The sequence below is a fragment of the Amycolatopsis sp. NBC_00438 genome, from assembly GCF_036026695.1.
Lineage (GTDB): Bacteria > Actinomycetota > Actinomycetes > Mycobacteriales > Pseudonocardiaceae > Amycolatopsis.
On the sequence record NZ_CP107923.1, the window covers coordinates 9,203,783 to 9,228,634 of the forward strand.

The window sequence follows — 24,852 nt, forward strand, 5'->3', positions numbered from 1 at the left end:
TCGCGGGGGTTCCGTCCAAGTCCGTGAAGGCCTCCTTGAGGGACTCAGAGTCCCTCAAGGAGGCCTTCACGGACTTGGAGCCGGGGTTAAGCGGCCTGGTTGTGGGCCGGTGCGGCCGTGCCGTGGGCAAGGCGGCGGGTCAGGACCACGATTGCGGCCGGGCGGGCCGCCGGGACGCGGTGCCGGGCCAGCCAGACGACGTCGCGGCCGAAGGACCAGACCAGCGACGCCAGCGCGACGGCCACCGCGGCGAAGGTCCACGCCACCGGCAGGATTTCCGACACCGCCACCACCAGGACCACGCCCTGGATCGCGGCCACCGTCTTGCGCGCCATGCTCGGGTAGAGCGGCGCGGTCAGCCACGGCATCGCCCACGAAGCCGCGACGAACGCGTAGCGCATCAGGCCGATCGCCAGCACCCACAGGCCGAGCTTCTCCGACACCTGGACGCACAGCAGCAGGATCAGGAACGCGTCGACCTCCATGTCGAAGCGCGCGCCGAACTCGGACGACGTGCCGGTGCGGCGGGCGACCTGGCCGTCGACGCCGTCCAGCGCCAGGGCGACGGCGATGAGCGCGACCAGCCACGCGATCGGCTGGTGGGCGTCCGCGATCAGCTCCGCGGCGCAGCCGACCAGCGTCGCCCGGGCGAACGTGATCCAGTCCGCCGGGCCGAAGCCGCCACGGCCGGTGCGTCGCAGGCCCCAGCCCGTCAGCAGCACCAGTGCGACGCCGAACACGAGCCCGGTCGCCCAGGCGATCGGCGCGAGGCCACCGGCGACGGCCCCGGCGGCGAGCACCCACGCCGGCACCGCCGCGCGTAGGAGAAGTCCCTGCTTGATCATCGTCCGCTCCGAGAAATGCTCATAGGGTGGCGGCGACACCAGCCTCCGGCCGCCTGCTAGGAGAAACACGTGGAACGCGCTTTCTGGGTTCAAAAGCCGGACGAGGGCGAGATCCGGTCCGTGACACTGCGCGACCCCGGACCGGACGAAGTCCTTGTGCGCACGCTGTATTCGGGCGTCTCGCGCGGCACCGAAACCCTCGTGTTCCGCGGTGGCGTCCCGGCGAGCCAGTACGACGTCATGCGCGCGCCGTTCCAGGAGGGCGACTTCCCCGGCCCGGTCAAGTACGGCTACCTCAACGTCGGTGTCGTCGACCAAGGCCCGAGTGAGCTCCGGGGCAGGACCGTCTTCTGCCTCTACCCGCACCAGACCGCGTACGTCGTCCCGGCGAGCGCCGTGACCCTCGTGCCCGACGCCGTCCCGCCCGGCCGCGCGATCCTCGCCGGCACCGTCGAGACCGCGGTGAACGCCGTGTGGGACGCGCGGCCGCGGCTCGGCGACCGGATCGCCGTGATCGGCGCCGGGATGGTCGGCTCCAGCGTCGCGAAGCTCCTGTCCGGCTTCCCCGCGACGCGCGTGCAGCTCATCGACGTCGACCCGCGGCAGAAAGAGATCGCCGACGCACTCGGTGTCGACTTCTCGACGCCGGAAGAAGCGCTGGGTGACTGCGACCTCGTCGTGCACGCGAGCGCGTCCGAGGCCGGTCTCGCGAAGGCGCTGGAGCTGCTCGCGCCGGAGGGCGAGGTCGTCGAGCTGTCCTGGTACGGCGACCGGAAGGTCAGCGTGCCGCTCGGCGAGAACTTCCACTCGCGGCGGCTGACGATCCGCAGCAGCCAGGTCGGCACGGTCGCGCGCCCGGACCGCAGTTACGCGCAGCGGCTCGGCGTCGCTCTCGATCTCCTGGCCGATCCGGCGTTCGAGGCGCTGGTCAACGGCGAATGCGCGTTTGACGACCTGCCGTCGGTGTTACCCCGGTTGGCCACGAATGAACTTTCCGCCCGCTGTCTCCGTGTCATGTATCAGCCGCAGTAACCACGTCCACCCCGAACGCATCGGAGGTCTTGGTGTTCAGCATCACCGTCCGTGACCACGTGATGGTCGCCCACAGCTTCCGCGGGGAAGTCTTCGGACCCGCGCAACGCCTGCACGGCGCGACCTTCGTGGTGGATGCCACCTTCCGCCGCACCGACCTCGACGAGGACAACATCGTCGTCGACATCGGCAAGGCCACGGAAGAGCTCGGGGCGGTGCTGAGCGACCTGAACTACCGCAACCTCGACGACGAGCCGGCGTTCAAGGGCATCAACACCTCCACCGAGTACCTCGCGAAGGTCATCGCCGATCGCCTCGCCGACGCGGTCCACGCCGGACGCCTCGGCGAAGGCGCGCGCGGGCTCGAAGGCATCACCGTCTCGCTGAAGGAATCGCACGTCGCCTGGGCGAGTTACGAGCGTGCGCTGTGAGCGCCATCTACGTGATCTTGCCGGGTGACGTCGACGACCCGGCCGTCCCGAGCGGCGGCAACAAATACGACCGCCGGATGTGCGACGGCCTCACCGCGGCCGGCCTCGAGGTGCACGAGATCGCCGTCAGCGGGTCCTGGCCGCGCCCGGACACCGAGGCCCGCGCGGTCCTCGGCCACCTGCTCTCCGCGTTGCCCGCCGGGTCCGCCGTGCTGCTCGACGGCCTGGTCGCGTGCGGGGTGCCCGAGGTGATCGTCCCGCAGGCGCGCCGGTTGTCGCTGTCGGTCCTGGTGCACCTGCCGCTGGCCGACGAGACCGGCCTGCCGCCCGCGCTCGCCGCCGAGCTGGACGCGCTGGAACGCGAGGCGCTGCACGCCGCGAGCTCGGTCGTCGCGACCAGCGAGTGGGCCGCGCGACGGCTGATCCGCCACCACGGCCTGGCCCCGCACCGCGTCCACGCCGTGACGCCCGGGGTCGACCCGGCGCCGCTGTCGATCGGCACCGACGGCATGTCGCGCCTGGTCTGCGTGGCCAACGTGACCCCGCGCAAGGGCCAGGGCGTGCTCGCCCAGGCCCTCGAGACCGTCGCCGACCTGCGCTGGACCTGCGAGTGCGTCGGCGGGATCCGCCGCGAGACGAAGTACGTCGAGCGCCTGCGCGAACACCGCCTCGGCGCCCGCTTCACCCTCACCGGCCCGCGGTCCGGCCAGGCGCTCGCCACGACCTACCACACCGCCGACCTGCTGGTACTGCCTTCGCGCGCCGAGACGTTCGGCATGGTCGTCACCGAGGCCCTCTCCCGCGGCGTGCCCGTGCTGACCACTGACGTCGACGCGCTGCCCGACACCGTCGGCGTCGCGCCGGACGGCTCGGTGCCCGGGATGCTCGTGCCGGGTGACGACGTCGACGCGCTCGGTGCCGCGCTGCGCCGCTGGCTGACCGAAGCGGACCTGCGCAAGCGCTTGCGCGCCTCGGCGGCGCTGCGGCGCGAGACGCTGACCAGCTGGGACGACACCGCGCGCCGGATCGCCGAGGTGCTGCAGCGGCAGGAGGCAGCGGCATGAGCGAGCTTGCGAGTGAATCATGCGACACGGGTGCCTACTCGCCCGAGTGGCTGAGCCTGCGGGAGCCCGCCGACGCGGCGGCCCGTGCGCCCCAGCTGCTCGAACCGCTCCGGGAGTTCCTGCCGGACGACGAAGAGGTCGTCATCCGCGACCTCGGCTGCGGCACCGGCTCGCTCGGCCGCTGGCTGGCCGCGCGGCTGCCCGGCACCCAGCACTGGATCCTGCACGACCACGACACCGCCCTGCTGGCCCACGCCCGGGCGGGCCTGCCGCGGACCGCGCTCGACGGCAGCCCCGTCGACGTCGTCACCGAACAGCGCGACGTCACGGCGCTGCGCGCGCCGGACCTCGACGGGACGTCGCTGGTCACCGCGTCCGCGCTGCTCGACCTGCTGACCAAGGACGAGGTCACCGCGCTGGCCGGCGCGATCGTCGGGGCCGGCTGCGCGGCGCTGCTGATGCTCTCGGTGGACGGCCGCGTCGAGCTGTCGCCCGCCGACCCGCTCGACGACGAGATCGCCGCCGCGTTCAACGCCCACCAGCGCCGGATCACCGGTGGCCGACGCCTGCTCGGCCCGGCCGCCCTGGACGTCGCCGCGACCGCGTTCGGCCGGCTCGGCGCGACCGTGCTCCGCGCGGAGAGCGCTTGGCGCCTCGGACCCGACCAGGCCGAACTGCAGCGCCAGTGGCTGCGCGGCTGGGTGGGTGCCGCCGTCGAGCAGGTCCCGGACCTGCTCCCGGCCGCCGACGTCTACCTGCAGCGCCGGCTCGAGATGGCACAGTCGCACGAACTGCACGCGGTGATCCACCACGGCGACCTGCTGGTCCTGCCGCCGAGCCTGGAGGTGGCGGCGTGAAGCGCGCGCTCGCCTGGCTGCGCATCCTCGGCGCCGTCGGCATCCTCGCGGTGCTCGTCTGGCAGCTCGGCAGCGACGCCTTCCTCGACGGCCTCGGCCGGATCGACACCGTCGGCGTGCTGGCCGCGCTCGGCATCGGCTTCGCGACGACACTGCTCAGCGCGGGCCGCTGGCAGATCGTCGCCACCCGGCTCGGCCTGCGGCTTTCCCTGCGGACCGCGGTCGGGGACTACTACCGCGCGCTGTTCCTCAACGGCGTGCTGCCCGCGGGCGTCCTCGGCGACGTCCACCGTGCGGTGCAGCACGGCCGCGAGTCCGGTGACGTGCCGCGCGGCGTGCGCGCCGTCGTCCTCGAACGCACCGCCGGGCAGGTTGTCCTGATCGGCTCCGCCGTCACCGTCGTGCTGGCCTGGCCGGGGGTCGTGCCGGGCGCGTTCCGCCAGGTCGTGACGCTCTGCGGGGTCGTCGTGGTGCTGCTCGCGGTCGCCGCGGTGGTGGTCGGCCGGGTGGCCGGCGGCCGCTGGATCCACAGCCCGTCGAAGGTGCGCCGCGGCTTCGCCGCCACCCTCGCCGACGTCCGCCTCGGCCTGCTGACCCGCGAGACGTGGCCCGCCGTGGGCCTCCTGTCGGTCGCGACGCTGGCCGGGCACCTGGCGCTGTTCGTCGTCGCCGCCCGCGTGGCCGGGGTGGCCGCGCCGGTCGGGCAGCTGCTGCCCCTGATGATCCTCGCGCTGCTCGCGATGGGTCTCCCGCTCAACGTCGGCGGCTTCGGGCCGCGAGAGGGCGTCTGCGCCCTGCTCTTCGGCGCGGCCGGTCTCGGGGCCGCCCAAGGTGTCACCGTCGCCGTCGTCTACGGCGTGCTCACGCTGGTCGCGAGCCTGCCCGGCGCCGGTGTCCTGCTCGTCCGGAGCGTCGCCGGGTTCCGCCTGGCCCGTGCTCCGCACGCCGGAACAGTCGTTCCCGCCCCGCGCACGGCGGCCGACGTTCCTGTCGAATCGGAGATGGGATTGAAGTCATGACCGCAAGCGAAGCCGTCGAAAACCTGCCGCACCGGGCCGTGGTCGAGCGGGTGGTCGACACCCGGCTCCCGACGCGGCACGGGACCTTCCGCGCGGTCGGCTACCTCGACCGGACCGGCACCGAGCAGGTCGCCCTGGTCCACGGGGACATCACCGAGCTCGGGACGCTCACCCGCGTCCACAGCGAGTGCCTGACCGGCGACGTCTTCGCCTCGACGCACTGCGAATGCGGCGACCAGCTCGCGGCGGCCCTGGACCGGATCGTCGAAGAGGGCGCCGGCGTGCTGATCTACGTCCAGGGTCACGAGGGACGCGGCATCGGCCTGCTGGCCAAGCTCAAGGCGATGCGCCTGCAGGACGAAGGCCTCGACACGGTCGACGCGAACGTGGCCCTCGGCCTGCCGATCGACGCCCGCGACTACCACTCGGCGGCCGGCATCCTGGCCGACCTGGGGGTCCGCTCGGTGCGGTTGCTGTCGAACAACCCGGAAAAGGCCAACCAGCTCACCCGCTACGGAATCCGGATCAGTGAGCTGGTTCCGCTGCTGGTTCCGCCGAATCCGGAGAGCCTCCGCTATCTCCGGACGAAGGCCGAGCGGATGGACCACCTGCTCCCGCACCTGTCAGGCGCCTAGCACGTCCAGGACGGCGGCGAAGCGCTGGACCAGCGTGTCCAGCACGACGTGTCCCTTCGCCGCGGTCGCCAGCGACGGACGGCCGACGACGCCCGACTCCGTGTACGCCCGCAGGCCCAGCGTCAGCAGGTGTTCGCGGTCGGTGACGTGGTCGGCCGTCTCGTAGCCGGGCCGGACCAGGTGCGGGTGGGCGTGCAGCAGGATCGACGTCTCCAGCTCGCCCGCGTGCATGTCGTCGTCCAGCGACGTCCGCAGGCCGGCCGCGGTGTGCGCGGCCTGCCAGTCCGCGACGCCGGGGAACAACGCCATCCCGCCGGCGCTCTCTTGGACCACATTGGACAGTACGTAGTTGCCGCCGTGCCCGTTGACCAGCACGAGCCGGTCCACGCCGGACGCTTTCAACGAGTCCGCGACGTCGGTGACGACAGCGTGCAACGTGCGCGCGGAGACGCTGACCGTGCCGGGCCAGGCGGCGTGCTCGTGCGAGCAGGAGATCGGAAGCGGGGGCAGGTGCAGCACCGGGTACGCGCCGGCGACGGCCTGGGCCAGCGTCGCCGCGATCACCGTGTCCGTCACCAGCGGCAGGTGCGCGCCGTGCTGCTCGAAGCTGCCGACCGGCAGCACCGCGACCGCCGCCCGCCGCCGCTGCTCGTCGACGGTGGTCGTGAGCGGGAACAGGTCGGTCATCGCGAGGCCCTTCTCTATGTTGGTGGCATGAGCGAGCATGCCGCACTCCTGGACGTCGCGCGCGAGGCCGTGGCGCGAGCGACCGCGATCATCCGGTCGCGCCCGAGCTTTTCCGTTTCCGCGAAAGGTGATCGTGACCTGGTGACCGACGTCGACACGGCGGTCGAGGACGCGCTGCGCGAGTTCCTCGCCGCCGAGACGCCGGAGATCGGCGTCCTCGGCGAGGAGCGCGGGCGCAGCGGCGACGACGGTGATCGCTGGTGGGCGCTCGACCCGATCGACGGGACCGCGAACTTCGCGCGCGGAATTCCACTGTGCGGGATTTCCCTGGCGCTGGTGGACGGCGCGCAGAGCACGGTCGCGGCGATCACACTGCCGTACCTGGGCGTCACCTACACGGCCGCGGAAGGCGAAGGCGCCTTCGCGAACGGAGAGCGGGTCGGCGCGTCCACGGCGACGGAGATGTCGGACGCCATGATCGCTGTCGGTGACTTCGCGATCGGCGACCTCGCGGACGAGAAGAACCGCGCGCGGCTGTTGCTCCTTTCGGACCTGGGCGCGCGGGCGCAGAAGATCAGGATGTACGGCAGCGCGGCGATCGACCTGGCGTGGGTAGCGGACGGAAAGCTCGACGCAGCACTGATTCTGGCCAACAACCCGTGGGACACGATGGCCGGTGTGCTGCTGGTGCGCGAGGCCGGCGGCGCCGTCGTCGACCGCGACGGGAGCGAGCATTCGGTCGATTCCGCGGCCACGATCGCCGTCGGTGCCGGGCTGCGCAAGGAGATCGTGGACGCGCTTGATCGTGCCCATGGGGTTGTTCGTTAAGATTTCCGGGTACACGGTGGGCAGCGCCACGTGCGTGATTGCACTGTCCGCGCAAGGTTTTCGGTTACGTTGGTACCGGTCGGCGGATGAGCCTGGCATGCTGGCCGGATCCCGTCGGCCGCTTCGGAGAATGGTGGATGCTCGTGGAAAGTCGCCGGATCCGCGATCGGTACCGGCTGATCGAGCCGATCGGCGGCGGCGCGATGGGCACGGTGTGGCGCGCGCAGGACGAGCGGCTCGACCGCACGGTGGCGATCAAGGAACTCCTGCTGCCGCACGACCACGACGAGGACCGCACCGAAGAAGCCAAGAACCGCGCGATGCGCGAGGCGCGGATCGCGGCCCGGTTGCAGCATTCCCACGCGATCACGGTGTTCGCCGTCCTCGAAGAAGAGGACCGGCCGTGGCTGGTGATGGAGTACCTGCCGTCGAAGAGTTTCGCCGTCCTGATCCAGGAGGAACCGGTTCCGGTCGACGACGCCATCCGCGTCGGCGCCCAGATCAGCTCCGCGCTGGCGGGCGCGCACCGCGTCGGGATCGTCCACCGCGACGTCAAGCCGGCCAACATCCTGGTCTCCGACGACGGCACGGCGAAGATCACCGACTTCGGCATCTCCCGCGCGATCGGTGACGTCAAGCTCACCGCCACCGGCGAGATCGCCGGAACGCCCGCGTACCTCGCGCCCGAGATCGCCCGTGGCGAGGACGCGAGCTTCGCCGCCGACGTCTTCTCCCTCGGTGCCACGCTGTACGCCGCCGTCGAGGGCTCGACGCCGTACGGCACCGCGGACAACCCGATCGCCTTGCTCTACAAGGCGTCCAGCGGGGAGATCGAGCCGCCGGTCAAGGCCGAGCGGCTGACCCCGCTGCTGCTGCGGATGCTCGCCCCCGAACCCGGCGATCGGCCGTCGATGGACGAGGTCGAGCGGGAGCTGCGGGCGCTGCTGACGGACGAAGAACCGGGGGAGGCCGTGCTCGCGGCGACCGTCCCGGAGACCCCGGCCGCGGTACCCGCCATGCCGGCTTCGGCCGTCATCCCGCCCCCGCCGCCGGGCGAGGTCGCCGCGGTGTCACCCGGCGCTCGCAAGGGCATGATCGCCGTCGGCGCGGGCGCGGCGCTGCTGTGCGTCGCGGTCGTCGTCGCGATCCTGCTGGTCGTGCGCCAGAAACCGCCGCAGGACAACGCCGCGCCGCCGGCGTCGCTCGCGCCGTCCACCTCGGCTTCGGTCACGCCTTCGGTCACGCCGTCCCCGACACCCGCGCCCTCGTCGGCGCCGTCGACCTCGGCTCCGCCCACGTCACCGACGATTTCGACGGTGGCGTCCGCGAAGACCGCCGCCGCTTCCCTCTCCGCCTACTACGGGCTGCTCCCGGGCAATCCGGCGGAAGCGTGGAAGCTGCTCACGGACAAGTTCAAGGCCTCCCGCCACCAGAGCTACGCCTCGTATTCGAGCTGGTGGGGCCAGTTCAAGTCGGTGCAGGCCACCGGCGTCACGGAGTCGGGGCCCAACCGGGTCACCGCGCACGTCACCTACGACGGCAAGCAGCCCGAGACGGACACCTTCACCATGGTCCAGGTGAACGGCGTCTGGATGATCGACGCCCAGAGCTGAACCGTTCGCCGACCTCCCGCGTGTGACAGATGAGCCGTCATCGTCGTCGACCGCGCCTGGAGGTAGCCGTGTCCGATTCCACCGCCCTGCCCCGGCGTCCGCGATGAGGCCCGCCGACCCGATGGTCTTCATTCTGCCCGCGGCGCCGCCGGGCAGCGATTCGTACGACAAGCGGATGTGCCAGAATCTGCCCGCCGTCGGGCAGCCGGTGCTGGAGCTGCCGATCGCCGGCGACTGGCCGGAGCCGGACGCGACGGCGCGCAGACGGCTCGCGCGGTCCCTGACCGCGCTGCCCGACCGGACGGTCGTGCTGCTCGACAGCATGATCGCGGCCGGCGTCCCCGAGATCGTCGTCCCGCACGCGCGGCGGCTGCGGCTGGCCGTCCTGGTCCACCAGGCCCTCGCCGACGAGCCCGGCCTCGACCCGGCGCACCGCGCGGAGCTGGACGCCTGCGAGCGCGAGACGCTGCGGATGGCCGGCATGGTCGTCGCGACCAGCCCGTGGCTGGCCCGGCTGCTGATCGACCGCCACGACCTCGACCCGAGCCGCGTCTACGTGGCGAAGCCCGGCACGGACTCGGCCCCGCTGGCCGCGGGCGCGGACGGCGTGTCCCGGCTGCTGTGCGTCGGCGACGTCACCCGCCGCAACGGCCAAGACGTGCTGGTGGAAGCCCTCGGCGAGGTCGACCACCTCGCGCTGTCGTGCGTCTGCGTCGGCTCGCTGGCGGTGTCCCCGGGTTACGTCGACGAGCTGGGCTGGTCGATCGAGCGCCTCGGCCTGGGCGGCCGCATCACCCTGTCCGGCGACGCGGTCGACCTGGGCGCCGCCTACAACGCGGCGGACCTGCTGGTCATCCCGTCCCGCGGGGGCGCGTCGGGCATGTTCGTCGCGCAGGCCCTGGCCCGCGGCATCCCGGTCCTGGCCACGGAGGTCGGCGGGGTCTACGACGCCCTGGGCGTCGACGCGGACGGCGAGATGCCGGGCCTGCTGGTGCCCCCGAACGACCCGTTCGCCCTGGCGGACGCGCTGCACCGCTGGTACGCGGACCCGGAGCTGCGCCGCTCCCTGCGCACGGCGGCGTTGGGCCGCGGAAGTGCGCTGGAGGAGTGGGACGTAGCGGCGCGGCGGCTGACGCAGGTCCTGTCGCGGCTGGCATCGGAGCCGCGCATCGTGGCTTGACCCTTGCCGCGGCTGGCAGTCTGGCCGGATGGTGTCCCAGTCCGAACGGCCCGACCACCACCTCGACTCCGAACGCGGGTTCCTCGAAGTCGCCGGCCGCGAGGCGGACCGCCCGCTGCGCGAGACGTTGCTGGGCTTCCGCGACCTGGTCTCGGCCGACATGGACTGGGCCGACGTCCGCAAGCGCCGCTTCCGGCAGCGCGCGTCGATCGTGCGGGTGAGCGCGCTCGTGCTCACCGCCGCGTCGACCGTGGTCCTGGGCATCCAGGAGATCCCGGCGCGGGCGTCGATCGCGCTGCCGATGGTCGCGCTGGTGACGGTGCTCGGCGGGCTCGAGACGTTCTTCAACTGGCGCTCGCGCTGGGTGCTGATGGAGGAGACCCGCTACGGCCTGAACCGGCTGCGGGACGACATGGACTACTACATCGTCGCGACTCCGACGACCGAGCTGAGCCGCGAGAGGCTGCAGGAGTTCTTCGACCGGCACCAGGCGACCTGGTCGGACGTCAGCCGCCAGTGGGTCGAGTTCCGCAAGCTCGACCGCGCGCCCCAGGCCCCGGAGGTCCGAGCCTGAGGTGATTATTCGTCCAGCGCGACCTTGCCGGTCCGCCGATACCGCGTGGCGGGGTTCCGGACGTTGACCTCCGTGGTCTCGACAAGATCTTCGCTCCGCAGGATGCGCAGCCACCTGGCCACGGTCTGATCCGTGAGACCGGTGGCTGCCGCCAGTTCGAGCCGGGAACGTTCGCCGGCGGTGAGGGCGTCCAGGATTTCCGCACGGCGATCGGCTCGCCGTGGAGCGGAACCCGTCGTCGAACCGGGTGCGAGCGCGGGTGCGAGCCGGTACCTCGCCCAGCGTCGATTACCGGTCTGGACCACAAGCTTGCGAGCGATCAGATCGCCCAGTTCCTGGGTCGCCACCCGATGTGCGGTCGAAGAGGTGGCTCGATGTCGGTCGCGCACATGGCGCCCAGATCCGACGACATCTTCGCCGGGTCGGACAGCCCGATGGGTTCGAAGCCGGCCTGTTCGTCCAGGCCGGGTACCAAGGTGCCGCCGCGGGTGTTGGCGAACGCCACGAGCGAGTCGCGCGCTCCGTCACGCCGGCGACATATTAGTTGACATGCTAGTTCGCATGCTAGTTAACATGTTGCGCGGGGTAGCGGACGGCTACTGAACGCGTCCGTAGCCTGACGGCACCCCGACGCGGCCGGAAAGCCGTGAAGGCCTCCTTACCGGCCATAAGAGCCGGTAAGGAGGCCTTCACGGCTTTCACCGAGCGCTCACGCCAGGGTGAGTGCGTAGATCTCCACCCGCGGGTCGTTCGGCAGGCTCACCGACTGCAGGGTCTTCCCGCCGTCCAGGGCCGCCGAGACACCGAACAGGCGCACCGGCGGGCCGTCGACGCCGCTGCCCGCCTTGATGCGGTGCGGCATCTCGAGCACCACCGGGCTGCCCGATCCCGCCCAGTCGCCGAACGTCGCGGCGAGGTCGGCGCTCGTGCCGTCCGTGTAGTGCGCGGTCAGCGTCGTGGTCACCGGGCCGTTGTGCGACGACCCGACCAGCCGCAGCGAACCGTGCGCACCTGCCGGGAGCAGCAGCGACTGGCCCCGCGCCTCGACGAAGTTCGCCGCCGTCCCCGACGCGTCCGGCGCCGCGTACGTGACGCCGTCCCAGGTCACCGGCCCGGCCGCCGGCAGCAGCGACGCGTCGTAGCTCCAGCCGCCGCCGTCGAAGTTGCCCTCCGTCGACGCCGCGACCGTCGCCGTCCCGTCGTGGTTGTAGTCGCGGCCGAGGTCGACCGCGCACTGCGCGCCCGGCGAGACGCACGCCGAGGGCGTCCGGACTTCGATCGACACCGACCGGGTCACCGTGTTCGCGCCCAGCCCGGCCACCTTGACCTGCACCGGATACGTCCCGGCCGCGGCATTCGCGGGCACCGTCACCGTGATCGGCACCGTCTTCTGCACCGGCAGCCGCCCGGACCAGATCACGTCGACCGGCTGGACCTTCGCCTTCCACCCGGCGGGCGCGGTCGCGGAAATCGTCACCGGCTGCAGCAGCGGGTTCTGCGCGAGGACGTCCAGGTCGAGGTGCACCTGCTGCGCCGCGCCCGACGGGATCACCACGGACGACTGCCGCAGCGACGCGTCGACGTGCCGCCGCAGGTCACCGACGGCGTTGTTCACCGACGGCGGCTGGGCGCCGGCCGAAGTCCCCCACGAAGACGGCTTCGACCCGAGCTTGTGGTTCAGCGTCCCGCCGTGCGCCAGCGCGGACCAGTCCAGCGACGTCTGCCGGACGTCGCGGCCGTTGAGCGACACGCTCTGCACGTACCGGTTGGTGTCGCTCGCCCCCGGCGCGTTCACCGTGAGCGTGCCGCCCTGCGACCGGCCGTACTGTCCGATCCGGACGGTCGCCGACTCGAACTGCGGGCTCGACACGGCGAGGAAGTTCGCGCCGCTCATCGTCGGGTACAGCCCGAGCGACGAGAAGACGTACCACGCCGACATCGTGCCGAGGTCGTCGTTGCCGGTCATGCCGTCCGGGCCGGTGGTGAACAGCGTCATCGCCGCGCGGACGACCGTCGCGGTCTTCGCCGGCGCGCCGACCCAGTTGTACATGTACGGCGCGAGCAGGTCGGGCTCGTTGTTCGGGTTGTACGTCGCCTTGCCGTAGTAGTCGTACGGGCTGGCGATCCAGTCGTTGCGCGCGGTGCCGGCCGGGTCGGTGAGCAGCTTGTCGTAGGCGAAGAACGAGTCGAGCCGCTTCTGCGTCGCGGGCTTGCCGCCCATCAGCGAGACGAGCCCGGCCGGGTCCTGCGGCACGAGCCACTGGTACTGGTAGGCGCCGCCTTCGTGGAACTGGTGGTCGGCGTCGACCGGGTTGTACGGCGTGAGGAACGTGCCCTCGGTGGTGCGCGGCCGGAACGCTTGCGTAGAGGAGTCCCAGAGGTTCTTGTACCACTGGCCGCGGTCGGCGAACATCCGCGCGTCGGCCTGGTGGTTCAGTCCACGAGCCATCAACGCCAGCGCCGCGTCGGCCGCGGAGTACTCCATGGTCGCCGACGCCGGGTGCTCGCAGTCGTTGTCGCCGCCCTTGGCCGCGCAGTCCGTGCCGAGCGTCAGGCCGCTCGGGATGTACCCGCGGTCGTTGTAGTAGTTGACGCCGGAGCGCCCGTTGTAGGGCGAATCGGCGGGCGGCGTGCTCGTCGCGTTCTTCTTGAGCAGCGCGTACGCCTCTTCTTCGTGCCCGGCGAGCAGACCCTTCGACCACGCCTCGACGAGGAACGGCGTCACCGGGTCACCGGTCATGATGTTGGTTTCACTCTCGGCCAGCGCCCACCGCGGCAGCCAGCCGCCGTCGCGGCCGATGGCGACGACCGACAGCGCGACGTCCCGCGCGACCTGTGGTTCGAGCATTTCGAGCAGCTGGTTCTGCGGGCGGTAGGTGTCCCAGAGCGAGAAGTTCTGGTACGGCGTGTAGCCGCTCGCGGTGTGCACCTTGGCGTCGAAGCCGGTGTACGTGCCGTCGGTGTCGCCGGCGAGGTTCGGGTGCAGCTGCGAGTGGTAGAGCGCGGTGTAGAACGCCGTCTGCCGCTCGGTGGTGCCGCCGCCGATCTTGATCGCGCCGAGCCGGTCGGCCCACTGCTGGTGCAGCGCGGCCTTCGTGGCGTCGAAGTCGAAGTCCTTGGTCTCCGCCGCCAGGTTCTTCCGCGCGCCGTCGAGCCCGGTGTAGGACAGGCCGACCTTGAGCACGACGTCGTGGTCGGTGGTGGCGTCGAAGCTCGCCCAGGCGCCGTTGCCGCCGGTGCCCGCGGCGTCGCGGCTGCCGTCGGTGCGCGTCGAGCCGCGCCAGGTGCCGTAGGAGCTGAACGGCCGGTCGAAGGTGGCGGTGAAGTAGACGGTGTGCTCGTCGTGCCCGGCACAGAACCCGCCGGCTTTGACCCGCCCTTCGAGCGTCCGGTCGCCGACGACGTGGATCTCGGAGTCCTTCACGGACTGGTTGGCCTGGCCGGTGTTGAACAGGACGTTCGCCTGGCCGGTCGACGGGAAGGTGTAGCGCTGCCAGCCCGTGCGCGCGGTGGCCGTCAGCTCGGCGTTCACGCCGTACTTCTTGAGGCCGACGCGGTAGTAGCCGGGCTCGGCGTGCTCGTCGTCGTGGCTGTAGGCGGACTTGTAAGCGTCCTTGTCAACGTTGTCGACGGCGCCCGTGGTCGGCATGATCGGCAGCTCGCCCATCACGCCGCAGCCGACGCCGGAGAGGTGCGTCTGGCTGAAGCCGTAGATCGCGTTCTGCAGGTAGTCGTAGCCACCTTGCCCGCCGGTATCGGGGCTGACCTGCACCATTCCGAACGGCGCGCTCGCGCCGGGGAAGGTGTTGCCGAAGTTCTGCGTGCCGACGAAGGGGTTGACCAGGCTCACCGGATCGGCGGCTGGTGCCGGCGCGGCCTGCGCCACGGCGGGCGCCAAGCCGACGACCACCACCCCCGCGGCCACCGCGGCGGCCAACCGTCTGCTCTGCGACCACATGGGCGCACCTCTCAGGAGATGACAACGTTGTCAGAAGCGGACCTTCGGTCACGCCCTCGGTCCGGTGAGCACCTTTCCACCTCGATGGGCGTTTGAGAAGCCCTCAACCGGCCGCTTCCCGCGACGATCGGTTCCGCGCGGTGGCGAGCAGCGCGGCGATGCCCGGCTTGCGCTCGTCCCGCCGCCGCCAGGTCATGGTGACGCCGGTGTCCTCGCCGGCGAGCGGAATGGCGGTCGCGCCGGCGTGCTCGACGATCGCGGGCACGATCCCGCACCCCAGTCCCTGCGCGACGCACCGGCAAAGCGCGGCCAGGCTGCCGACTTCGGCTTCGATGACGGGCCCGTCGATCCGGTCCAGCATTTCCCGGAAGCCGCAGCCCCGTTGCGTGGCGAGGAATCCGACGCCCTGGAGATCGCCGGGCCGGATCTCCGTCTGGCCCGCCAGGGGATGCCCCTCCGGCACGATCACGACGAGCTGTTCCCGGCCCAGCTCTTCACTGGCGAGCGCAGGATCGGCCGGCGCGTCACCAAAGGTGAAGCAAACGTCCATTTCGGACTCCCGCACGGCCGCGTACAGCTCGCCCCGGCCGGCTTCCACGAGCGAGACGCGCACCCGCGGCCACCGCGTCCGGTACTCCTTGAAGATCTCCGGAACCCACTGCGCGCACAGGGTTTCCAGGGCGCCGATGGTCAGCTCGCCGTCCGGTTCCCCGCGCTCGTCGTCCACGGCGGCCTTGGCCTCCTCGACCAGCGCGAGAACCCGATCGGCGTACCCCACGAGCCGTTCCCCGGCGGCGGTGAGCGCGAGGCGTCGCCCTCGCTCGAACAACGGCGTCCCCAGCTCGGCCTCGAGGGCTTGCACTTGCTCGGTGACGCTGGACTGCGCGTAGTGCAGCTCCCCGGCGGCCCGGGTGAAGTTGAGCGTCCGCGCGACCACGCGAAAGGTGCGCAGGTGGCGCAGTTCCATGGTGTCCCCCATCGGAGTTCCCGATACCCGCCATCGTAACTCCCTGCTTCCGCCGATGTCACTGAGCGTCCAGGCTCGGAGACGTGCCAAGACTCCTTACCGGCCTCTCGCTGGGCTACTTCCTGGTCATGCTGGACACCACGATCGTCACGGTCGCGCTTCCGGCCCTCTCCCCGTCCTTGTCCGGCCAGCAGTGGATCTCGAACGGCTACACGCTGACGTTCGCGGCGTTCCTCCTGACCGCGGGAGCCTGGTCCGACCGCCATGGCGCCCGGCCGATCTTCTGCACCGGCCTGCTCGCATTCGCCGCGCTCTCGCTGCTCTCCGCGCTGTCGCCGTCGGTCCCGGTCCTGATCGCGCTCCGGGCCCTCTCGGGCGTCGCCGGCGCCCTGCTGGTTCCCAGTTCCCTGTCGCTCATCGCGGCGACGTACCCGGTTCCGGCGGCCCGCGCGAAAGCCATGGGCGTCTGGGCGGCGCTGAGCGGAACCGGTCTGGTGGCGGGCCCGCTGCTGGGCGGCGTGCTGACCGAGGCGTTCGGCTGGCGGGCGATCTTCGTGGTGAACGTCCCGGTGGCGTTGCTGGCCCTGATCCTGTCCCGCCGCGCGCCGGCCACCCCGCCCAAACCGGGCCGCACCGACCGGCTCGGCCAGACGACGACGGTCGTCGCGTTGTCGGCGCTGACGTACGCCTTGATCGAAAGCGCTTCCGGCTGGACCTCACCCTCGGTTCTCGTCGCCCTCGGAATCACGGTCTTGGCGGCGGCGACATTCGTGATTTCCCAACGCCGCCCGGACGCAATGCTTCCGGCGCGGCTCTTCCAGGACCGGATATTCCCCTGGGGCCTGGCGGCGGGCGCGATAGTGAATTTCGGACTCTCCGGCGTCCTTTTCGTTTTGTCGCTGTACTTCCAGGAGGTCCGCCATTACCCGCCGGCACTGACCGGCTTGGCCTTCCTGCCGCTGACCGTCCCGACGGCGTTCAACCCCGTCTTCACCGGCCGCCTGGTCGCCCGGATCGGCCCCCGGGTCCCGGCGACGGCGGGCTTCCTCCTGATGTCTTCAGGGACGCTGCTCCAGGCATTCGCCACCTCCGCGGCACTCTCAGTGGTCGCATTGGCCTTGCTGGGCTTCGGCGTCTCGCTGGCCATCCCGTCCCTGCTGACGGCGACGATCGGCTCGGTCCCGCGGGACCTGGCGGGCATCGCCGGCGGCGCGTTGAACGCGTCCCGGCAAACGGGTGCGGTCCTGGGAGTGGCGATTCTCGGTGTCATCGAATCCGGAACATCGATGGTTTCGGCTCTGGTGGCCGCAGCCGCGCTGCTGCTCTCCGGGGCTGTGGTGGTCTCGGTCGCCTCAGGCCCTCGAGAACCGGTAGGAGACCGCCTCTGAGCGTGTCCACTTTTTAGCAACTTTTTGGACAGTTTTGCAGTTATTGGCCACTTTTTTGTCCTGGTGTTGCGCTGTTCGGCTTGCCTATCATCGTCCGCGTGCCGGGATACAAGTACGATGTGTTCGTCAGCTACAGTCGTCGCGGGACCGCGCCGAAATGGCTGTTGACAAATTTCTACCCCAGGTTCGTCGAGTGTCTTGTCGACGAGATGGCCGACGCGCCGAAGATGTTCATCGACAAGGAGATGCACCGCGGCGTTCACTGGCCTTCGCAGTTGCAGCACGCGTTGCGGCACAGCAAGATCATGATCGCGGTCCTCTCCGCACCGTACTTCGTATCCGACTGGTGCATGGCCGAGTGGGGCAGCATGCAGGCGCGGGAGAAGCTGCTAGGGCTGGCGAGCCCGCAACGTCCACAGGGGTTGATCTACCCCATTCGTTACTCGGACTCGGTCAGTTTCGAAAACGAAGGGAGGATGCGGTCCTGGTGGGACTTCAAAGGACTTGACGGCCCGGACAAGGGGTTTCAGGAAAGTCGAGACTGGCACCCGTTCCAGCAGAAGGTCCGGCAGTGTGCGCAGGACCTCGCGGAACTGCTGAAGCAGGTGCCGCCGTGGCGGCCCGACTGGCCGGTCATCGACCCTCCTGATCCCGTCCTGCCACCACCGCCGGCACTGCCGAGGTTCGGCCCATGACGGGGACCGTCGTCACCTTCTACTCCTACAAAGGTGGAGTAGGACGCAGCTTTACGCTGGCCAATGTGGCCGTGCTGCTGGCTCGTTGGGGCTACCGCGTCCTCACCATCGACTGGGACCTGGAAGCACCCGGCCTGCACCACTACTTCCGGCCCTTGCTGCCGAAGACACCCAAAGGCGGGGTGGTCGACCTCGCTTCCGACTTCCTCGCCGGAGCCAAGCGCCCGACCCGCCACGCGGTCCGGCTCGACCTCCCGGAAGGTGAGGTGTCGCTGCTGGCCGCGGGCCGGCAGGACGCCGGCTACGCGGGCCGGGTGCAGGACATCGACTGGGGCGACCTGTACCAGCGGGGGTTCGCAGACTTCCTGGAGGTCTGCCGGGCCGAGTGGACAGACGACTACGACTTCGTCCTGATCGACAGCCGGACCGGCATCTCCGACATCGGCGGTATCTGCACCGCGCACCTGCCCGACCGGCTGGTCGTTCTGTTCACCGCCAACGACCAGAGCGTTCACGGCGTCGTCGAGACCGCGCAACTCGCCAACCTGGCCCGCGACCGAATGCCCTACGACCGTCCGCCGCACCTGGTGCTGCCGGTCCTGTCCCGCCTCGACAACCGCGTCGAGTACGAGCGGGCCGAGGCGTGGCAGCAGCGGTGTGCCGAGATCGCTGCCCCGCTGTTCCGGAACTGGCTGGCCAAAAGCGTGACGCAGGACCTGATGCTGCGGCACACCACGGTGCCGTACGTGTCCTACTGGAGCTTCGGTGAGCAGCTCCCGGTGCTGGACGAACCGGTCCCTTCCGCGGACCAGATCTCGTTCGCCCTCGAGACGGTCGCCGCGGTCATCGCTCAGCAGTTCGACCGGACGACTTTGCTAGCGGACAACAGGGACGCTTACGTGGCCGCTGCTCGTACTCAGCGGCGGTCCTACAGGCTGGACCTGCTGGTCTCGATCCCACGGTCGCAACCGAAGGCGGCCGACGAGCTCATCGCGAAGCTGAAGGCGCTCGGGCTCGAGGTCGATCGCTCCGTGTCCAGCGATCCGGAGTTCCTCGAGCACAGCAGCGATCCGGCCAAGCACCTGTGCCTCATCGTGGACCGCGAGGTGAGCCGGTGGCAGGCCACCGAGGCGGAGCGCTTCCTCCGGCACGCTCTCGACGCGGATGGCGACCGGCAGTTGTTCTGCGTCCTCACCGGCCGGACGGATCCCGAGAAGCTGCCCGCGTTCCTGCGCAACTTGCGGTACTTCCAGCTGGAGGCGGACCAGCGGCCGAGCCAGGTGGCACGGCAGCTGCACGAGATCATCACGGAAGCGACGCCCAGTCACACGGACCCGGACCGCACCGCACTTCAGGACGTGGCGGCCGCGTTACGCATGGTGCCGGACGCGGTGGCCCACGCCGGCCGGTGGGCCCTGATCGAGCAGACCGTCGTCGACATGGCCGCAGCCCTGGACGACGGTGACACGGCTCTGCTGAAGGACTTGACGGTGGACCTGGAGCAGTTGAACCAGGTGCGCGCGAACGGCAACCGCATCACGGCGCCGGACGATCTCCGTCCGCGGATCCGCAACCTGCTCGACCGGATCGATCGCCGGACCAAGAACTCGACCAAGTGAGGAGTGGGGAATGGCGGAGAAGTACGGAAGCCCGGAACGGGCGACGCTGCTCGTGCTGGTGATGAACGGTGGCGAGCTGCCGAACGCGGATCTGAGGAAGGACCACGGTGTCGACCTCAGCCCGGCGGGCCGCACCAAGCTGAACAAGGCGGGCTTGCTTGAAACCCGCAAAGAAGGCAGGCGGCTTGTCCACAAGATCACACGCGCGGGGGAGGATTGGTGCGATCAGGCACTGGCCGACATCGAAACCCCGCCGCGGTCGAACCCCCTGGTTCGGATTTGCTTCGCCGCATTGAGGCTTTACGCGGGGCAGAACAATCTCCGACTCCGTGATCTCGTCGGCTCGACGCTGAAGCCGGAGGAATCCTTGGAGGACGTGATCCTCCGGGTCTACCAAGAGCTGTCCGGCAAGCCACAAGACTGGGTGCGCCTCGCGACGCTCCGTCCGAAGCTCAACGGTGCCGAGAAGAACGAGGTCGACCAGACCCTGATCGGCATGATGAAACAAGGGTTCGTCCACCTCTCGCCGGACTCGGATCGCCAGGGCCTCACCGATGCGGACCACGCCGCGGCGATCCGGATCGGCAAGGAGGACAAGCACCTCGTGGCGATCGAGGAATCATGAGTGAGGAGCAACAGCACCAAGCGCTCGCGGCGGTCCGGTTCAACTCCGCCGAGACACCGGACGACGTCTGGGGCACGTCGCCGTTCCACGTGGACGGCCTGCACACGCGGGCCGAGAACCGCATTCGCGGGAGCATCCTCGATACCAAGAACAGCGTCGGCCCCAGTCCCATCGGGCTTACGTTGCAGGGGCAGAAGGGCGTGGGGAAGACCCACCTGCTCGGCCGGGTGCGTCGGTTCGTCCAGCAAGAGGACGGCTACTTCTTTCTGATCGACTTGACGACCGGTGCTGCTTTCTGGGACGACGTCCTGCGGGCCATGCGTGGTGAGCTGTGGCGCACAGGCGACGACGGCGAGCTCCAGCTGGCCAGGTTGCTGCAGCGGTTGTGCGACAAGGCGGGCGTGACCGAGTCGGTGGCCAAGGTGATCCTCGGTAATGCGCCGCTCACCGTGGAAGACCTCAACAACTTCATCGATGCTCTGCGTCGGGTCGACGCCCATGTTGCCGTCGAGTGCGTCGACACGGTCCGTGCGCTTGTGCTGTACGCCGCCCTCGACTCCGACCAGCGAGCCGTCGGCAAGGACTACCTGTCGGCATCGATGGACGAGGACAAGAAGAAGGCGCGCAGGGTGTGGGGCCTACCGACAGACCCGAAGCCGCACCGGGAACTGGTCACGGAGATCTCGCGAGTGCTCGCGCTCACCGGACCGAGTGTGGCCGCGATCGATCAGCTGGACTCGTTCATCACGCCGGAGCCCGATGAGCGTTCGTCGGAAACGACCGGTGAACTCGGCGTCATCGCTCACGGCCTGATGCAGCTCCGGCAGTCGACTCGGCGAACCCTGTCGATCGTGGCTTGCTTGCCCACCACGTGGATTCGGCTGCAGAAAGCCGCGACCGACTCGTTCGAAGACCGGTTCACCGAGACCCCGATCCTCGGCGCCATCGTCGACCCTCGAGTCGGCCGGGCGGTGGTCGAGAAGTGGCTCGGCGTTGTTTACCAGGGCATCGGCTTCACGCCGCCGCACGAGACGTGGCCGATCGCGGCGGAGGCCTTCGGCAATTCGTGGAGTGGCTACACCCCACGGCAGGTGCTCCGGCGGGTTCAAGAGCACGCCGAAGTTTGCCTGTACGGCGAAATCCGCGAATTGACCTCGTTCGATGAAGAACCGGCAGAACCTACCGAGGGGCCGTCTCGGCTCGAGCCTGGCTCGGAACCGCACTACTTCGCCGACCTCGACCGTGAGTTCGCCGAGCTGCGCAAGAAGACCGACGTGAGTGCCGTGCTGAGCTACCACAACGAAGACGATGTGATGCCCGGGCTCCTGCAAGCGGGCTTGCGTTCGTGGATCACGGAGTTCGGCAACGACGACAAGTCCTGGGAGACCGAACCACCCCAAGACGGGGCACGCGATCTGCACGCCGGTCTCCTGCGGGTGTTGAACGAGAAAGATGACGTCAAGGAACGCTGGATGTTCCGGGCCTTCGCGCCTCAACACGGCAACCGGGTACTGCGACGGGTGCAAAACGCGATCGACGCCGCGGGGATCCGGGACGGTGTGCGCAACCGGCACCTGGTGCTGATCCACCACGGTGCGAAGGGCTGGACAGGTGGCAAGACCAAAAACGTGGTCGGCGACCTCGCCCGGGTAGGAAGTCCGCGCGTCGAGATGAGCAAGGACGACATCCGGACTTTCTGGGCGCTCAAGCAACTGTTCACCAAGCAGAGCTACGAGCTGCTGAACTGGCTCGTGGCCCGCAAGCCGGCGAGCAAGACGGGACTGCTGCGGCAGATCCTGCCCAACATCGGCCAGCCCCGCGGCAGCCAGCGGGAAACTCGCCCGCCGCCGGTGCAAGAGATGCAGTCATCAGTCGTCGCGAAGAAACAGCAGCCGGTACTGGACGCCAAGCCGCCGGCGGAGCAGAAGCCGGGCGAGTTCACGCTCGGCGTCGACGGTGAGATCCGCATCGAACTCGAGTCCCTCCGCAAGCACGCGGTGATCTTCGCCGGTTCCGGTACCGGTAAGACCGTTCTCCTCCGGCGCATCATCGAAGAGTGCGCGCTGCACGGCGTGTCCGCTATTGTCCTCGATCCGAACAACGACCTCGCGCGGCTCGGCGACGCTTGGCCCGAACCACCCGACGGCTGGCGTGCCGGTGACGCCGACCATGCCGCGGAATACCTGGCCAACACCGAGGTCGTGGTGTGGACGCCCGGCCGGGCCGGTGGGCGGCCGCTCAGTTTCCACCCGCTGCCGGACTTCGCCGGGGTCCGGGACGACGAGGACGAGTTCACCGCGGCGGTTGAGGCGGCCGTGGCAAGACTCGTCCCGCACGCCAGGGTGAGTGGTGGCACGAAAGGGGCGATCCGCGGACAGGCCGTGCTGCGCGAGGCGCTCACGTACTTCGCGCGCGAGGAGTCGCGCAGCCTGTCCGGGTTCGTCGACCTGCTCGCCGAGCTGCCGATGGGAGTCAGCAAGCTCGCCACCGGCACGAAGACCGCCGCGGACCTCGCCGAGACACTGCGGGCCGCGATGGTCAACGATCCGCTGCTCGGCGGCTTGGGCGAGCCGGCCGATCCCGCCGTGCTGCTGACGCCGTCGCCGGGGAAGCGGGCCCGGATCTCGGTGATCAGCTTCGTCGGGTTGCCGTCAGAAGACCAGCGGCAGGGGTTCGTCAGCCAGCTGCAGCTGGAGGTGTTCGCCTGGATCAAACGCAACCCCGCGGCCGACCGGCCGCTGGGCGGCCTGTTCGTCATGGACGAAGCGCAGACGATCGCTCCGTCCGGTGGCTGGACGGCCAGCACTCAAAGCACCATCCTGCTCGCCTCGCAGGCCCGTAAGTACGGACTCGGCCTGCTTCTCGCGACTCAGGCGCCCAAGGGCCTGCACAACCAGGTCACGGGGAACGCGACCACGCAGTTCTTCGGCCGCCTCAACAGCCCGGCGCAGGTCGCCGCGGCGAATGAGATGGCGAGGGCGAAGGGCAGCACCGTCGAGGACATCTCGCGGCTGGAACGCGGGCAGTTCTACGTCACAGGCGAGACGTTCGGGTTCCGCATCATGCGGGCTCCGCTCTGTCTCAGCCACCACCCGCCCACTCCGTTGCGGCTGGAAGAGGTTCTGGACCGGGCCCGCACGGGTCGCTGAGGAAAGGCCGCGTTCCGAGGGGGAACGCGGCCTTTTTCGTGCGCTGGGACCGGAGTTGACCGTTGCCCGCGATGGCGGTCAACGGTCAACTCCTTGTCGCGAAATCGTGCGTGACGAATCCTGATTGCAGGGCGCGGAATTTCGCAAAAGCCCTGATCAATCACCTTTATCAAGGAGGATTTGTCATGTCCTTGTCCAAAAAGCTGACCAAAATCGGTGGACCCGTTCTCGCGCTCTGCATCCTCGCGGCGGCCCCGATGATCGGGTCCACCTCGGCGTTCGCGGACGGCGGTGACGGCGGCACCCCGCCGCCCACCAGCACCCCCGCCCCGCCGCCGGCGGGCACCAACGGCAACCCCTGGCACGGGTGACGCGCGCCGGGCCGGCCGCGATCGATTCGCGGCCGGCCCGGCAATTGCGTGAATGCCACTTGGAATGATGTACTCGGGTGTCATCGAAATGGAGGTTCGCATGGCCGGGACATTCGGCACGCTGTTGAGGGAATGCCGGGCCGCTGCCGGGATCTCGATGGGTGAACTGGCCAAGCGGGTCAACTACAGCAAGAGCTACATCAGCAAGATCGAAAACGACCTCAAGCCGCCGAACGCGATGCTGGCGCGGATCTGCGACCGCGTGCTGGACGCCGGTGGCGCGTTGATCGAATCGGCGCACGAGACGCGGGCGCGCGCCATGGCGGCGGCGAAGACCCCCGGCGCGCTCGATCGTCGCCAGATGCTGGCCGGCGCGGGCGCGGTGCTCGGGATCGCGCTGGCCGGCGGGTCGCGTCCGATCCTTGACGACCAGGTGGTGACCGGGCTGCGCGCGTCGTTCGAGCACCTGCGCACCCTCGGCATGCAGACCAGCCCCGCGGTGGTCCTCGAGTCCCTCGTTACCCAGACGCACACCGTGCACGCGCTGGCCAGGGGAAACCCGGAGCCCGTCCGGTCCCGGCTGCTGCTGCTCGCTGCCCGGATGTCCGAATACACCGGGTGGCTGAGTCAGGAAGCCGGCAACGACCAGGATGCGCTGTCGTGGACGCGGCACGCCTCGGAACTGGCCCGTGCCGCCGGCGACCGGGAGATCGCGAGCTACGCGTACGTCCGGGAGGCCGGGCTGGCCCTTTACCGGCACGACCCGATCGGCACGATCGGCCTCGCCCGGCAGGCGCAAAAACTCGGGCGAGAGGGTTCGCGGACGTTCGGTCTGGCCGCCCGGCGGGAAGCACAGGGGCACGCGCTGGCCGGCGACCGGGACGGCTTCGAGCGCGCGCTGGACCGCGCGGCCGGCTCGGTGTACTCGTCCGCTGTGGACGCCAAGGACTACCCGGTACTCGGTTCGACCGCGGCGGATCCGCTGACACTCGCCCGCGGTTGGTCGCTGGCCGATCTCGGAATGACCGGTGAAGCGGCGACCATCCTGGGTGAGGAGCTGTCCCGGGTTCCCGCGATCAACCGCCGCACCAGGGCCCGGTTCGGCGTCCGCCGGTCACTGGCCCACGCGCTGGACGGGGAGATCGACGAGAGCTGCCGGACGCTGACCGAGACGATCGGCGACGTGGCGCAGGTCGACTCCGCGACCGTGCGGACGGACCTGCGCGAACTCGCCAGGTGCCTGAGCCGGTGGCGTGGCCACCACACCGTCCGGGAGATCTACCCCGAACTGAGCCGCGTGCTGCACCAGCACTGA

The 24,852-nt window shown here is 70.0% G+C and carries 23 protein-coding genes; 17 read left to right on the plus strand and 6 right to left on the minus strand.

What is annotated here, in order from left to right; genetic code table 11:
- Positions 1-86: 86 nt before the first annotated feature.
- Positions 87-845 (minus strand): CDP-alcohol phosphatidyltransferase family protein, encoded by a 759-nt coding sequence (locus OG494_RS42415; protein WP_328448543.1) that lies wholly within the window; start codon positions 843-845, stop codon positions 87-89.
- Between the two features lie 69 nt (positions 846-914).
- On the opposite strand from OG494_RS42415, the gene OG494_RS42420 reads away from it, so the two are divergent.
- Genes OG494_RS42420 through ribA form a run of 6 tightly spaced genes read left to right on the plus strand, consistent with a single transcriptional unit; the run spans position 915 to position 5,883 of the window.
- On the plus strand, positions 915-1,877 hold the full coding sequence (locus OG494_RS42420) for a zinc-dependent alcohol dehydrogenase (RefSeq protein ID WP_328448545.1): 963 nt from the start codon (positions 915-917) through the stop codon (positions 1,875-1,877).
- Between the two features lie 32 nt (positions 1,878-1,909).
- Complete coding sequence (locus OG494_RS42425) at positions 1,910-2,308, plus strand: 6-pyruvoyl trahydropterin synthase family protein (protein WP_328448547.1); 399 nt, start codon at positions 1,910-1,912, stop codon at positions 2,306-2,308.
- Between the two features lie 5 nt (positions 2,309-2,313).
- Positions 2,314-3,372 (plus strand): glycosyltransferase family 4 protein, encoded by a 1,059-nt coding sequence (locus tag OG494_RS42430; RefSeq protein ID WP_442874531.1) that lies wholly within the window; start codon positions 2,314-2,316, stop codon positions 3,370-3,372.
- Positions 3,369-4,229, plus strand: coding sequence for a class I SAM-dependent methyltransferase (locus tag OG494_RS42435; RefSeq protein WP_328448551.1), 861 nt, complete (start codon positions 3,369-3,371; stop codon positions 4,227-4,229). The genes OG494_RS42430 and OG494_RS42435 overlap by 4 nt, the downstream gene beginning before the upstream one ends.
- The gene (locus OG494_RS42440) at positions 4,226-5,248 is read left to right on the plus strand and encodes a lysylphosphatidylglycerol synthase transmembrane domain-containing protein (RefSeq protein WP_328448553.1); all 1,023 of its coding nucleotides are present in this window, start codon (positions 4,226-4,228) and stop codon (positions 5,246-5,248) included. Before OG494_RS42435 ends, OG494_RS42440 begins: the two co-directional genes overlap by 4 nt.
- Positions 5,245-5,883 carry a GTP cyclohydrolase II gene (ribA, locus tag OG494_RS42445; RefSeq protein WP_328448555.1) on the plus strand — a complete coding sequence of 213 codons (639 nt, stop codon included), beginning with the start codon at positions 5,245-5,247 and terminating at the stop codon, positions 5,881-5,883. The genes OG494_RS42440 and ribA overlap by 4 nt, the downstream gene beginning before the upstream one ends.
- On the opposite strand, the gene OG494_RS42450 is transcribed toward ribA, so the two are convergent.
- A complete protein-coding gene (locus OG494_RS42450; protein ID WP_328459189.1) occupies positions 5,872-6,570 on the minus strand; it encodes a creatininase family protein in 699 nt (232 codons plus the stop codon). The two genes, ribA and OG494_RS42450, sit on opposite strands and share 12 nt — an antisense overlap.
- A 27-nt stretch (positions 6,571-6,597) precedes the next feature.
- On the opposite strand from OG494_RS42450, the gene OG494_RS42455 reads away from it, so the two are divergent.
- The 4 genes from OG494_RS42455 to OG494_RS42470 all read left to right on the plus strand — a co-directional run bounded on the left by OG494_RS42455 (position 6,598) and on the right by OG494_RS42470 (position 10,765).
- Positions 6,598-7,398, plus strand: coding sequence for an inositol monophosphatase family protein (locus OG494_RS42455; RefSeq protein ID WP_328448557.1), 801 nt, complete (start codon positions 6,598-6,600; stop codon positions 7,396-7,398).
- Positions 7,399-7,535: 137 nt separating this feature from the next.
- Complete coding sequence (locus OG494_RS42460) at positions 7,536-9,011, plus strand: serine/threonine-protein kinase (protein WP_328448558.1); 1,476 nt, start codon at positions 7,536-7,538, stop codon at positions 9,009-9,011.
- A 121-nt stretch (positions 9,012-9,132) separates the two neighbouring features.
- Positions 9,133-10,191, plus strand: a complete 1,059-nt coding sequence (locus OG494_RS42465; RefSeq protein ID WP_328448560.1) for a glycosyltransferase — start codon at positions 9,133-9,135, stop codon at positions 10,189-10,191.
- Between the two features lie 28 nt (positions 10,192-10,219).
- Complete coding sequence (locus OG494_RS42470; protein WP_328448562.1) at positions 10,220-10,765, plus strand: DUF4231 domain-containing protein; 546 nt, start codon at positions 10,220-10,222, stop codon at positions 10,763-10,765.
- A gap of 5 nt (positions 10,766-10,770) precedes the next feature.
- Here the strand turns inward: OG494_RS42470 and OG494_RS42475 are convergent, their stop codons facing one another.
- From OG494_RS42475 to OG494_RS42485, 4 genes are all read right to left on the minus strand, one after another.
- Positions 10,771-11,112 (minus strand): helix-turn-helix domain-containing protein, encoded by a 342-nt coding sequence (locus OG494_RS42475; RefSeq protein WP_328448564.1) that lies wholly within the window; start codon positions 11,110-11,112, stop codon positions 10,771-10,773.
- Entirely contained in the window at positions 11,085-11,306 is a 222-nt protein-coding gene (locus OG494_RS48530; RefSeq protein ID WP_442874532.1) for an AlbA family DNA-binding domain-containing protein, read from the minus strand. Before OG494_RS48530 ends, OG494_RS42475 begins: the two co-directional genes overlap by 28 nt.
- A 168-nt stretch (positions 11,307-11,474) precedes the next feature.
- Positions 11,475-14,723 carry a GH92 family glycosyl hydrolase gene (locus OG494_RS42480; RefSeq protein WP_328448566.1) on the minus strand — a complete coding sequence of 1,083 codons (3,249 nt, stop codon included), beginning with the start codon at positions 14,721-14,723 and terminating at the stop codon, positions 11,475-11,477.
- Positions 14,724-14,826: 103 nt separating this feature from the next.
- Complete coding sequence (locus OG494_RS42485) at positions 14,827-15,702, minus strand: LysR family transcriptional regulator (RefSeq protein ID WP_328448568.1); 876 nt, start codon at positions 15,700-15,702, stop codon at positions 14,827-14,829.
- 71 nt (positions 15,703-15,773) lie between these two features.
- Between OG494_RS42485 and OG494_RS42490 the strand changes: the two genes are divergently transcribed.
- The 7 genes from OG494_RS42490 (at position 15,774) to OG494_RS42520 (ending at position 24,852) form a co-directional block, all read left to right on the plus strand.
- Positions 15,774-17,078 carry an MFS transporter gene (locus OG494_RS42490; protein WP_328448570.1) on the plus strand — a complete coding sequence of 435 codons (1,305 nt, stop codon included), beginning with the start codon at positions 15,774-15,776 and terminating at the stop codon, positions 17,076-17,078.
- Positions 17,079-17,176: 98 nt separating this feature from the next.
- Positions 17,177-17,773: a toll/interleukin-1 receptor domain-containing protein gene (locus OG494_RS42495; RefSeq protein WP_328448572.1), complete on the plus strand. Its 597-nt coding sequence runs from the start codon at positions 17,177-17,179 to the stop codon at positions 17,771-17,773.
- On the plus strand, positions 17,770-19,392 hold the full coding sequence (locus OG494_RS42500) for a CATRA system-associated protein (RefSeq protein ID WP_328448574.1): 1,623 nt from the start codon (positions 17,770-17,772) through the stop codon (positions 19,390-19,392). Before OG494_RS42495 ends, OG494_RS42500 begins: the two co-directional genes overlap by 4 nt.
- A gap of 10 nt (positions 19,393-19,402) precedes the next feature.
- Entirely contained in the window at positions 19,403-20,017 is a 615-nt protein-coding gene (locus OG494_RS42505; RefSeq protein ID WP_328448576.1) for a hypothetical protein, read from the plus strand.
- Positions 20,014-23,166 (plus strand): ATP-binding protein, encoded by a 3,153-nt coding sequence (locus tag OG494_RS42510; RefSeq protein WP_328448578.1) that lies wholly within the window; start codon positions 20,014-20,016, stop codon positions 23,164-23,166. The genes OG494_RS42505 and OG494_RS42510 overlap by 4 nt, the downstream gene beginning before the upstream one ends.
- A gap of 185 nt (positions 23,167-23,351) precedes the next feature.
- On the plus strand, positions 23,352-23,537 hold the full coding sequence (locus OG494_RS42515) for a hypothetical protein (protein WP_328448580.1): 186 nt from the start codon (positions 23,352-23,354) through the stop codon (positions 23,535-23,537).
- A gap of 100 nt (positions 23,538-23,637) precedes the next feature.
- Entirely contained in the window at positions 23,638-24,852 is a 1,215-nt protein-coding gene (locus OG494_RS42520) for a helix-turn-helix domain-containing protein (protein ID WP_328448582.1), read from the plus strand.